The sequence below is a fragment of the Polynucleobacter sp. 39-46-10 genome, from assembly GCF_002282275.1.
On the sequence record NZ_NCJB01000065.1, the window covers coordinates 1 to 11,246 of the forward strand.

Consider the following 11,246-nt stretch of genomic DNA (forward strand, 5'->3'; position numbering starts at 1 on the left):
ACTGGGCATTGGTTTTCAGTTCTAGGTATGATTACTGTATTAAGGGGAATATATGAAGCTAATCACATCCATTATTAAGCCGTTCAAACTTGACGAAGTGCGTGAAGCCTTGGCTGAAGTAGGCGTTACCGGACTCACCGTTACTGAAGTCAAAGGATTTGGTCGCCAAAAAGGTCACACCGAGCTCTATCGTGGCGCCGAGTATGTGGTCGACTTTTTGCCTAAAGTAAAAGTTGAAGTGGTTGTTGCTGATGACCAGGTAGATTCAGCGATCGAAGCAATTACTAAAGCTGCGCGCACTGGCAAGATTGGTGACGGTAAGATTTTTGTTAGTCCAATCGAGCAGGCTATTCGTATTCGCACTGGCGAAACTAACGACTCAGCAGTTTAAAAACTGCTTTCCAAAAACGCTAACTCCAAGTGAGTTAGCGTAACTGAGAGTCCGTCCGATCTACGGCTGGAGCAAGCACCTCAGAAGCTTCCAAAATTAATGCCTTTGAATTCGGGTTTGACAAGCGCACTTTTAAGCCCTGGAAGAATACATCCACCTGATTCAATCCAGCGGTAAGAACTTTAAATGGCGGCTTGCCATAAAAAGATGCGCCAACTCCAGGTTCAACCATCTTGTTTTGCAGCTTTCCTGAAGCATCGCCAACACAAATCACTTGTTTTGATTTAACTTGCACATAAACCATATCCGCTGCTTTACGGGGTGCATCTGGCTTATAGCTAATAATGCTTTCCTCAACAGGGCAGGCTGTAGAAGCCTCATCAGTAACGGCAGGCGCTACAACTACTGCTGCAACGGCTGCCGGAGCAATCGGCCCAGGCTCCGCTGGATTGACTACAGGGGCTGGCTCAATAATTTCTTCTTTTACAGCAATAATTTCTTCTGGCTTATCTGCAAAAAAGAGTGTGCGCAGGTTAATTGCTGAGAAAACCAGCGCCGCTAAAACGCTCAACCAAAGGAAAAGCTTCTTTGGGGAGGCAGGCTTTGAGACCTCTGAAGCAGCAGCAAAAGGAATTTCTTGTGCATTCGCTTTGATTGGCTCAACTTCTTTAGGCTCTTCTTTTTTGGCGGGCTCTTCAAGCTCTGGCACTTCAATTACTTTTGCTGGAGTTTGAGTGCCGTAATTGAATGCTTCCTCATCACTTAAGTTCAACAGCTTTGCTACTTTTTTAGCAGCAGTAAATTTATTCTGGGCCCCATAGAAAAAGCTGGACTCACCATTTTCCATTTGAGATATTTGATGGTGTGAAAGACAAGCCATGCCGCCAAGATCTTTAGCGCTTAAACTCAGCTTTTCGCGAGCTTTAACAAAAGCTTCTTTGCGAATCTCGGGAAGTTTGGAATTGGAATTCACAAAAGCGCTTTAAGTGTTTTATCTGTCAAAATGATGTCCAATAATATTACCTATATAACATCGGGGAAATTAGCCCAAGAGCTAGCTATTTTGGATATTTCCTAAGTCAGATTCAAGATACTTTGCTACTAATATTTGAACTGATTCCACATGCATCTTATCCATCACCCTAGCCTTGTGAACCTTAATCGTAGCGTCGGTTGTCCCCAGTTTGATGGCAATATCTTTATTAAGCAATCCCTTAACCAGCCAAAAGCAAACCTCCTTCTCTCTAGGAGTTAGGGTTGCATAATCCTTTTTGGTTTCTACTTCCTTAGAGACCCGTTTGAGCTGACGCCTATCAAACTCCAGGGCATCGGCAACAGCCTTCAATAAATCCTCCAAATTGAAGGGTTTAAAGAGGAAATCAACGGCGCCGCGCTTCAGGCTCTTGACGATTTGATGGGGGTGACTTTGGCCACTCACAAACACAATAGGTGTTTTGCGGCCCAACTGGAGTAATTTTTCCTGCAAATCCAGCCCAGTCATCTCAGGCATCTGCATATCCAGCAAGATGACTGCAGGTGCCACAGGAACTGAATGCTCTAAAAATGTCACTGCAGAGGAGAAATCGTCCACCATATAGCCCACATCCTTGAGCATTCGACCTAGGGATGTGCGCATTGACTCATCGTCGTCAATTAGGTAGATGTGGCCAACTTTAGTCATTGAATTTAAAAGAAAAAGTAATAGATAAGACAATGTACTGTAGCTTTTTTATCAAGGATATTAGCTCTCAAGCTAATAATGAGGCTCAATCAGCAAATACAATAGATAAATCTGCTTGTTGCAGTGCACAACATAAGCGCCGGGAAGTCTACATAAACCCCAGTGCTCGCCCTTGTCTCACGGCACAATAGAGCTTTTCGACAAATTCTTTTCTGGAGTCAATATCAGCATGAAACGCCTCAATGAACGCTCGCGCAATGTCACCGAAGGGGTTGCCCGCGCACCCAATCGCTCAATGTATTACGCGATGGGCTACGAAGAAAAGGATTTTGTTAAGCCGATGGTTGGCGTAGCAAATGGTCATTCCACTATTACCCCCTGCAATAGCGGTTTGCAAAAACTGGCAGACGCAGCAGTAACTGCCCTTGAAGAGGCGGGTGCAAATGCACAAATGTTTGGCACTCCTACCGTTTCTGATGGTATCGGCATGGGAACTGAGGGCATGAAATACTCCCTTATCTCCCGCGAAGTCATTGCTGACAGTATTGAAACTTGTGTCAATGGTTTATGGCAAGACGGCGTTGTGGTTATTGGTGGTTGCGATAAAAATATGCCAGGCGGCATGATGGCAATGGCGCGTACCAATGTACCCAGTATTTATGTTTATGGCGGAACCATTAAGCCGGGTCATTACAAAGGTAAGGACCTCAATATTGTTTCCGCATTTGAAGCTGTTGGTGAATTTACTTCAGGACGCATGAATGAAGTAGATCTTAAAGGCGTTGAGCAGCATGCTTGTCCAGGCAGCGGCTCTTGCGGTGGCATGTACACCGCCAACACCATGAGTTCCTCGTTTGAAGCCTTGGGCATGAGCCTGCCGTACTCCTCGACGATGGCTAATGAAGATGCTGAAAAAATCGCTAGCGCTCATGAATCTGCGATTGTTTTGGTTGAGGCCATTAAAAATAATTTACGTCCACGTGACATCATCACCAAAAAATCCATTGAGAATGCAGTCAGTGTGATCATGGCTGTTGGCGGATCAACCAATGCCGTTCTGCATTACTTGGCAATTACCAGTGCCGCTGAGATCGACTGGACGATTGATGACTTCGAGCGTATTCGTAAACGTGTTCCTGTCATCGTCGACATGAAGCCTTCAGGACAGTACTTAGCAACTGATCTTCATCAAGCCGGCGGCATTCCGCAAGTGATGAAAGTCTTGCTTGATGGTGGACTCTTACATGGCGATTGCATGACTATCACCGGCAAAACCATTGCTGAAACATTGAAAGATGTTCCATCAGTGCCACGCGCTGATCAAAAAGTGATTCGCACTTTAGATAACCCACTGTACAAGCAAGGTCACTTAGCTATCCTAAAAGGCAATATCTCTCCAGAGGGATGTGTTGCGAAGATTACTGGCCTGAAGAACCCATCCATTACTGGACCTGCTCGCGTATTTGATTCTGAAGATGACGCAATGGCAGCCATCATGGCGCAAAAGATCAAAGATGGTGACGTCATGGTGATTCGTTACGAAGGCCCTAAAGGCGGTCCTGGTATGCGTGAGATGCTTGCCCCTACCTCTGCCCTCGTCGGTCAAGGCTTAGGCGAGACAGTAGGTCTCATCACTGACGGACGCTTCTCTGGCGGTACTTGGGGCATGGTAGTTGGTCACGTTGCTCCCGAGGCTTTTGTAGGCGGTACGATCGCCCTTATCCAAGAGGGCGACTCTGTCACGATCGATGCCCACAAGCTCCTCATTCAACTCAATGTGAGTGATGAAGAGATTGCTAAGCGTCGTGCTGCTTGGGTACAACCAAAGCCACGTTATACCCGTGGATTACTTGCTAAGTATGCTCACCTTGCAAGCACTGCAAGTAAGGGCGCAGTAACCGATCTCAATTTGGATTAAGTATTAGCAATAAATCCAAAGCAGTAAAACAAAAGCCCCTAGGTAAAACTAGGGGCTTTTTTAATACTTAAGCTTGATACAAGTGTGCGCTTAGTGCTTCATCGCTCCACCGTGACCGGCACCAGGATTACCCATCGCATTTACAGGCATCTTCACTTCTACTTCGCCTGCTTTAGCAAACTTCAATTTGACCGGAACAGTCTCGCCAGCAGCTAAAGGTGCTTTGATATTCATAAACATTAAATGCAAGCCACCTGGCTTCAATTCCACTGCGCCACCTGCTGGCACTGGAATATCTTTCACTTGACGCATTTTCATGACGTTGCCATCCATAGCCATTTCATGCAACTGAACTTCACCAGATACTGGTGAGCTTGCAGAAATGAGTTGGTCAGCAGCACCCTTGTTTTCAATCTTCATAAAACCACCAGCAGCCATTTGGCCTGGAACAGTAGCGCGTGTGTAAGCATTTTCAATTTGTACGCTACCAACTTTAGCGTTTTGAGCCTGAGCCATGCCAGCCAAACCAAAACCTACAACGGCAACTAATAATGCATTTAATAAAGTATTACGTTTCATTCGTACATCCTCCTAGTTAATCTTAAATCCCAAGATATCTCTCGAGTTCTTTTCCAAACCGCTCTCGCTCATTAGCGCCAACAAAAAAACCAATTGGAACTTCTTTGGTAGAAGTCTTTAACACCAAATCTTTACCCGTTGACTCGTTATGAACCAACTTAGTCCAAACAGTATTGAACTCATGTTGCTGAATCTTGCCACCCCAACTTCTTTCAAACAACAACTGCTTACCAGAGATCGTAATCTTTTCGTAATCCAAAGCATGTCGTGTATAGACATACAAAGCAATGGTGACCGCCAGAATCTCAATTGAGGTAAAGATGAGAATCATCCAGGCCCCAATTAATTAAAAATATCCTGCTACCAAAAGAGAAAATCCCACAATGGATATGTAGAAACCCCCCACCTGCTTAGGGGAAAAGGAGCAATTTCTTTTCATCAGCCAAGTTTGCATTCTGCTACTTTAACTCCAACAAAAAAATAATACTCATTTAGCTGGCCTATCGGATTCTATCAAGGGGTAAGCATCTGCCACATAAGCCGGACCCTTTGAGAGCATGACAATAAAGGCCGCAATAGCCAAGGTCATGACCATACCCAGAAAAAAGATCTCCGTGGCGATAACTAAGATATCAATAATTCGCTGTGCCTTTGCAGAGAGCAGGAATCTAGCCAATAAACTTGGTAGCCCTAAAGCCAAACCACCCAAAACAATAAATTGGGGGAGCTCATGCAAGATCTTGCGCTCCAGACCTGGCTCATAAACTTGATAGCCAGGTAACTTTCTTAGCCATTGGCTCATGCTGCCAACCTATCGTAGTAGCTAAAACTGCTGCCACGCTGAAAGATATCCCCTTTGCTGGATAGTTCCCCCTTTAAGACCTCTAAGCGCTCATCAATCATGGCATAGACGGGTCTTAGAGATTTTGCTTGCTCAGACAACAAGCTACTGAGCTCCCTCTTAGAGAAGGCACTCATACCGGCTGTACCCATCAAAGCAAAAATACCCGTACCTAGCTGGCGCTTATATTTTTCGATGTCCTTAATCTTCTTATGCAGAATGGCTAAATCCTTTAAATACGATCTTCCAAGCTTTTGAGGGACATATCCTAAGTAGTGATCATCAAAACTTTGAATAAAAGCATCGTCTGAAGGTAAATCCTTGGGAAGCTTGACGACAAATGCTCTTCTAGACGATTGATTGATCCAAATAAAACGAATTAGCTCTACACAAGAATAGCGATCTACAGGCTTGCGCGACGGGAACCGATTATCACAATAATGCCCCTGAATCTGATCACTTGGCAGCGACATTTTCTCGGATAACTGGACAATAATCTGTTTTGCTGTTGCCCCATTTTCGGGGCGCTCAATAATGGCGTACATCTAAACCTCCGCATTTATTCTTAAACCAAAGGCAATCCTTCTTGCCAAACGACATGGCAAAACCATGTCAACAAAGTGATTTAAGACTGAGTGGGCGGCGCTCTAGATGGAAGTTTGACCCATGCAGAAATTATCTGAGGGGCTTGATAAGAGCTTGATGATTGAGCTACATAGCCTAGTTGGGCTACAAACTCAAATGCACTAACGCTAGGCAATAAATAGATTGGCTGAACTACGCAGTATGGGCAGTGACTACCCATAGCGGGTGATGAGGAAGTCTCATCATCACCGATGACCTGAGTCATCTTGCTGCCATTGCCAGAACAAATCTCAACTACAAAACCTTGGCCACTATTAGCCAAAGATAAGGCTTGTGAAACAGCAGGCGCAAGCGCACCCAGCAAGATAGCCAAAGCGGCTATCCAGTGAACGAGCTTGCGGCGCTTAATAAAATACATAGATAAGAAAGCGAATCTCTATTACCAGCTCATCGTCTTGGTGCCGTCTTTAAATAAGGCGTCACCAGTTACTTTAGGACTACCCAGCTTTACACCAGAAATCAGATCGGCTTCAGTAAAACCAGCCTGCTTTAAACACATTGGGCACATGATGACCAAAGCACCGCTAGCAATCACTTCAGATAAAGCCTGTTGCTGGTCAGCAAATTTAGAAGAGCCAGCCTTCACACCCATCATCACCGCCTTGTCATTTAAGAAAATAGTCAACGGATGGCCATTGGCAGAATGATGTTTGCCAAAATTGATAGCCATGGTTGAGCGATGCAATTCATCTGTTGAAAGATTAATGAAGAGCGGATCATTAGCGCCAGCAAAAGCTGAAAGTGACAAAGTGGCTAATACTGCAATAACAACAGCTTTAAGTGATTTCAAAAACATAGTGACATTCCTTTTTTAATAAAACAGTTTATTTTCTTAATTAATTGAATTGGCAACTTGATGTACATCAAAAATTTTCATCTTATAAACCAAACCACGCTTGAAGCTGGGGGAAATTCATGGGGCCAGTTTTTCTGATCGCCTTGCCACTTTTATCAATTAGGATTGTTATTGGAGTCTCCCCGCGCCACTTGGGATCTATCTCATGGCGTAGTTGTTCATCGAAGACCGTGCTCACGTAGTAATTATTTGCTTTATCAAGATTTGCCTTGATCAGCATCTTTTGAATCATTTGAGGTGATACATCATCAACTTGAATAAAGATAACGTTGGCTTTCTTATTAGCGGCAACAAATTTTCCCCATTGAGGCATCTCCTTTGCACAAGGAGCGCAAGTTACCCCCCAGAAATGAATGGCCATTGGAGAGCCACTAGAAGCTTTTGCAATGGAAGCCCAATCCCCGCTCTGGTATGGCTTTAGCACTCCAGTGTCAGCCATTGATATGCTTATTGCTGCGAACATCATCGCAAATGCAAATATCAATCTATTCATTATTTTTTCCTAACTCGATTAGCTGGTAACCATCCATGCGTGTTAACCAGGACAGGTAGACTTTGCCCTGCTGTGAAATAAGTAGCGGATGATCTGAGTAACCAGATGTTTCGAAAATCGCCCTGGGAACTGACCATGTGCCACCGTCATCATGAGAGCGCTTCATATAAACAGTAGAAACACTTCCATTAAATTCTTTCCATACCAAGTAAATATTCTGACCAAGAGCCAAAAGGTATGGTCTAGATACATTTGCCCCATCGGCGCCAACCCTTACAGGCTTAGAGTAACTACGACCCTGATTGACTGAATTCGCGTAAAAAACTCCAGAGCGTCGTTCGCCTTGCGTAAACCAAGCCACATGCATTTTTCCAGTCTCTGAAATGGCAATGGTTGGCCCATGATGAGGACAGGCATCCGTCCGCCATTGATCATCAGAAACACGTCGAATCGGCTCAGCAGCCTTTGGAGAGACAATCTGGGTAGCATGATCCCTGATACCACCAGGGAAGATTGCCCTATAAATAATTGCAGTTTCTCCAGCGGAACTCAATGCGGCCCCAATTCGGCAACACTCACAACTATGTTCATTGGCAATACGCTCAACCCCAAACGTCTTACCAGCATCAGTAGAAAAGGAATAGGCGATCGACCCCCCCAATCTTTTTTCCCCTCCTTGCTTAGCTGCAGAGACAAGACGTTTATCAACCCATGCCATAAAAATAGAGTTATCAGGACTAATTAACACCGATGGAAAGCGCTGACTGGATCCATCCTCAATCAAAGATGTTGGAGCTGAAAAAGTGGCACCCTCATCGCTAGAGCGTGAAGTATTAATCTGAGCGTTCCAATTAGAATCCTTGAAGAAGGCATATGCCAGAAAAATATTTCCATTTGAATCGGAAACAATTTGTGGTCGAGCATCACTTCCAGAATCAAGCGACTTTCCATGTTCAGCAATTTTTACAGCGGGGCTAAACGTTTTTCCCATATCATCAGACTTGGCGAACGAAACAACTCCGCCGCCAGTCCAAGCTAGAAGCAACTTACCATCACTACCTAGAAATGGCGTTGCAGCACTCGCACAATCCAAGCCTGACCCCTTGCATGATGAAGGGGACTTGGCAGACTTATTCATCCCGGAATGGGATGAGTGGTCCATTTGAGCAACAGCCAGATCAATCCCGCCCCATACCAAGAGACTCAGAATTAAAACCTTGGCCACGTCAAGTAGCATGAAATGAAACGAGTTTTTTATTGTTATCAAAATGTTATCCGACCACCAACGGTGATTGTTTGAGGCTGACCAGCAATATATTGAGAGCCAGAACCAAATGTTATGTAATTACGGTTCAATAAGTTCACAGCGCTCAAGTAAATAGTTGCATTTGGTGTTACCTCGTAGTTAGCCCTTGCACCCACTACAGCATATGCCGGTATTGGACTAGTATGGGCTGTGTCATACCAAGAATTTCCAATGTAGCGAACTGAGGCAGTCAAGCTTGCCTTTGGAATTGGAAAATAAGTAACGCTCGCGCTACCCATATTCCTAGGAGTGCCCGCAATTTGAGAGCCTGTCGGGTTCAACGCCTGACTAATTGCCCCATAAGTGGAAGTTAATACAGCCTTGGTTAATGTATAGCCAAGGTCTGTTGCCCATTTAGAGCTAATGTCATAATGCGCCTGCACTTCCAATCCAGCACTACGAAGTGATTGATCATTACTATACGATTTGGCACCAGCACTACAGACTGGCGCACAAGTGCTCGCAATTTGGGCGCCAGTCATGGTGTATGTAGCAATAGCATTTGTAACATTCGCATTAAAACCTGTTACCTGAATGAATCCAGATTTCCAGCGATAGTCAGACCCAATCTCATACCCAGTCATATTCTCCGGGGTTAAAAATGGATTATTACTAACGTAACTTGCTCCCGATCCATAGCTACGGATTGAATTATTCAAACCGGGAGCATGGAAAGCTTGATAAGCAGCAGCCCTGAAATCTAACTCCCTAGAGGCGCGATATAAAAGGCCTAAATTCGGACTGAATTTTGTTTTAGATTGATTGGGAACGGCCGTACTTACCTGTGCCCCACCAACTGCTTGCGTGTAATTCGTAGGGATCTGGCTAGTCCAGTTGTCAACCCTAGCTGACAGAGTTGCTTGCAGTGGAATGGATTTAAGATTTGACTTGAGTTGCCCCAATATGCCTAAAAAGTTTTGCGTGCCCTCCGCAACAACCTGCGAGGTTAATCTACCGAGATTACTTGTTTGGAAATTTGCAGAACCAGGCGAGGCATAGTTATTTTGAAAATTTGATGCTGACAACTGCTTTGCATCGGCACTAAATATAAGTTGATCAATTACTGAATTTTGTAAGTTATTCGTATATTGAGCTGATCCCCCAACTTGGTAATAGGGGTTATGGAAAGTAGCATTAATATATGGGCTATTTGAGGCTACATTTTGCTGCTGCAAGGTCGTGTTCTCATAGAAAGCATTAACCTGCACCTGCTCACTGGAATTCAGCCTAGTAGTGGTGCCGCCGGAAAGCGTTGTCTCATTGGTAGATTTTCTAGCAAAGTTATAACCTCCAACAGGCAGATTGGACATTGAATGAAGCCCGAAATTAAAGAAGCCATCAGTATCCTGACTAACCTTTAAGGATCCCTGTAAACGGTAGTTAGCACTCTCAGCACTTTCATTTCCCATTCCACGCTTAATGGCGGCTGGCGAAGCTGGGGAAATTGTTGCGATATTTTGGTAACCCTCGGTACTAAAGTAATCAGCAGAAGCTCTCAACTTGAAGGAGTCACTTATTGCAAATTCTTTTGATACGGCTGCCGTCCCAGTTGCGTAAGATCCAAGACTTCCCGACACCTCCCCCTTGTTATCACTTATGGGCTTGGTAGTAATGTTAATCACACCTCCCATACCCATATTTCCATAAAGACTAGAAACGCCACCGCGGATAAATTCAACATCCTGAATCGCTGACATTGGCACTAGATTCCACTGCACCGTTCCGTACATTGCATCGTTAGCAGGTACACCATCAATCAGCACCAAGGTTCTAGCATTTCCCAATCCACGAACATTAATACTTTGACCTGTTGGATCTTTTTGATAGTAAGGCTGATCGTTCAAAAATACACTTGTCTGGTTTTTAAGAACTTGATCAATCGTTTGCTCAGGTGCAATCTCCAACTCTTCTTTAGTCAAAATTGTGGTGTTTTGAGTCATATCTTTGAGGGTAGTACCTGATTTTGTGGCAGTTACCACCATATCAGCCAGCTTCTGATCGTAATCAGGTGGTGGTGCAATTTGAGCCTGAGCGCCACTAGATATCAACATTGATCCAAATAGCATGCCGATGCATGCGCTAATTTTCTTTTGCTTCAATAACATTTAATTCTCCACACAACATCACGGCAACATGATTGCCAATTACATAGCTAGGCTATGCCCTAAAAAACAATTAGGCTTGTGTAGGAGGCGCTGCTGAAGGCGGTGTTACCCAAACAACGAGTGGCTTAGGTGATTGATAGAAAAGCTGTGGCAGCAAAGCAAGTGTTTGCGGCGCTTGGAATGTAAGATTGGTATTGAAGGTTGGCGTGATAGCTGTGTGAGCAATGCAATATGGGCAAGGCTGTACTCCTGCTAGATCAGATTGCTCCTCGTCCTGAACATTAATCTGAACTTTAGCGCCATCAACAGAGCAGATTTCCATTGCAAAACCTTGGCCATGCTTAACTAGCGATACCGCTTGAGAAACTGCTGGCGCAAGCGCACTCATTGTGATTGCTAAAACTGCAATCCAGTGAATGAGGCGGTTTTTA

Annotated in this window: 14 protein-coding genes; 2 read left to right on the plus strand and 12 right to left on the minus strand. The window is 44.5% G+C overall.

Annotation, left to right across the window (positions count from 1 at the left end; all coding sequences use genetic code 11):
* Nucleotides 1-52 precede the first annotated feature (52 nt).
* Nucleotides 53-391, plus strand: a complete 339-nt coding sequence (glnK, locus tag B7X71_RS07240; protein WP_293598660.1) for a P-II family nitrogen regulator — start codon at nucleotides 53-55, stop codon at nucleotides 389-391.
* 34 nt (nucleotides 392-425) lie between these two features.
* On the opposite strand, the gene B7X71_RS07245 is transcribed toward glnK, so the two are convergent.
* Both B7X71_RS07245 and B7X71_RS07250 read right to left on the minus strand, forming a co-directional pair.
* On the minus strand, nucleotides 426-1,364 hold the full coding sequence (locus B7X71_RS07245) for a helix-turn-helix transcriptional regulator (protein ID WP_293598659.1): 939 nt from the start codon (nucleotides 1,362-1,364) through the stop codon (nucleotides 426-428).
* Nucleotides 1,365-1,445: 81 nt separating this feature from the next.
* Complete coding sequence (locus tag B7X71_RS07250; RefSeq protein ID WP_293598658.1) at nucleotides 1,446-2,072, minus strand: response regulator; 627 nt, start codon at nucleotides 2,070-2,072, stop codon at nucleotides 1,446-1,448.
* Between the two features lie 229 nt (nucleotides 2,073-2,301).
* On the opposite strand from B7X71_RS07250, the gene ilvD reads away from it, so the two are divergent.
* Nucleotides 2,302-3,990, plus strand: a complete 1,689-nt coding sequence (gene ilvD, locus B7X71_RS07255) for a dihydroxy-acid dehydratase (RefSeq protein ID WP_293598657.1) — start codon at nucleotides 2,302-2,304, stop codon at nucleotides 3,988-3,990.
* 90 nt (nucleotides 3,991-4,080) lie between these two features.
* On the opposite strand, the gene B7X71_RS07260 is transcribed toward ilvD, so the two are convergent.
* The 10 genes from B7X71_RS07260 to B7X71_RS07305 form a co-directional block, all read right to left on the minus strand.
* Nucleotides 4,081-4,569 carry a copper chaperone PCu(A)C gene (locus B7X71_RS07260; RefSeq protein WP_293598656.1) on the minus strand — a complete coding sequence of 163 codons (489 nt, stop codon included), beginning with the start codon at nucleotides 4,567-4,569 and terminating at the stop codon, nucleotides 4,081-4,083.
* Nucleotides 4,570-4,591: 22 nt separating this feature from the next.
* Nucleotides 4,592-4,900, minus strand: coding sequence for a DUF2244 domain-containing protein (locus B7X71_RS07265; protein WP_293600448.1), 309 nt, complete (start codon nucleotides 4,898-4,900; stop codon nucleotides 4,592-4,594).
* A gap of 156 nt (nucleotides 4,901-5,056) precedes the next feature.
* On the minus strand, nucleotides 5,057-5,371 hold the full coding sequence (locus tag B7X71_RS07270; RefSeq protein WP_293600449.1) for a hypothetical protein: 315 nt from the start codon (nucleotides 5,369-5,371) through the stop codon (nucleotides 5,057-5,059).
* Nucleotides 5,368-5,955 (minus strand): hypothetical protein, encoded by a 588-nt coding sequence (locus B7X71_RS07275; protein WP_293598475.1) that lies wholly within the window; start codon nucleotides 5,953-5,955, stop codon nucleotides 5,368-5,370. Before B7X71_RS07275 ends, B7X71_RS07270 begins: the two co-directional genes overlap by 4 nt.
* Nucleotides 5,956-6,035: 80 nt before the next feature.
* The gene (locus B7X71_RS07280; protein ID WP_293598476.1) at nucleotides 6,036-6,413 is read right to left on the minus strand and encodes a DUF2946 family protein; all 378 of its coding nucleotides are present in this window, start codon (nucleotides 6,411-6,413) and stop codon (nucleotides 6,036-6,038) included.
* Between the two features lie 21 nt (nucleotides 6,414-6,434).
* Nucleotides 6,435-6,851: a DsrE family protein gene (locus B7X71_RS07285; RefSeq protein ID WP_293598477.1), complete on the minus strand. Its 417-nt coding sequence runs from the start codon at nucleotides 6,849-6,851 to the stop codon at nucleotides 6,435-6,437.
* An 82-nt stretch (nucleotides 6,852-6,933) separates the two neighbouring features.
* Nucleotides 6,934-7,404: a TlpA disulfide reductase family protein gene (locus tag B7X71_RS07290; protein WP_293598478.1), complete on the minus strand. Its 471-nt coding sequence runs from the start codon at nucleotides 7,402-7,404 to the stop codon at nucleotides 6,934-6,936.
* Entirely contained in the window at nucleotides 7,397-8,641 is a 1,245-nt protein-coding gene (locus B7X71_RS07295; RefSeq protein ID WP_293598479.1) for a sialidase family protein, read from the minus strand. Before B7X71_RS07295 ends, B7X71_RS07290 begins: the two co-directional genes overlap by 8 nt.
* 26 nt (nucleotides 8,642-8,667) lie before the next feature.
* Nucleotides 8,668-10,815, minus strand: a complete 2,148-nt coding sequence (locus tag B7X71_RS07300) for a TonB-dependent receptor (RefSeq protein WP_293598480.1) — start codon at nucleotides 10,813-10,815, stop codon at nucleotides 8,668-8,670.
* Between the two features lie 70 nt (nucleotides 10,816-10,885).
* Nucleotides 10,886-11,246: DUF2946 domain-containing protein (locus tag B7X71_RS07305; RefSeq protein WP_293600450.1), on the minus strand; the 361-nt coding region annotated here is incomplete at its 5' end.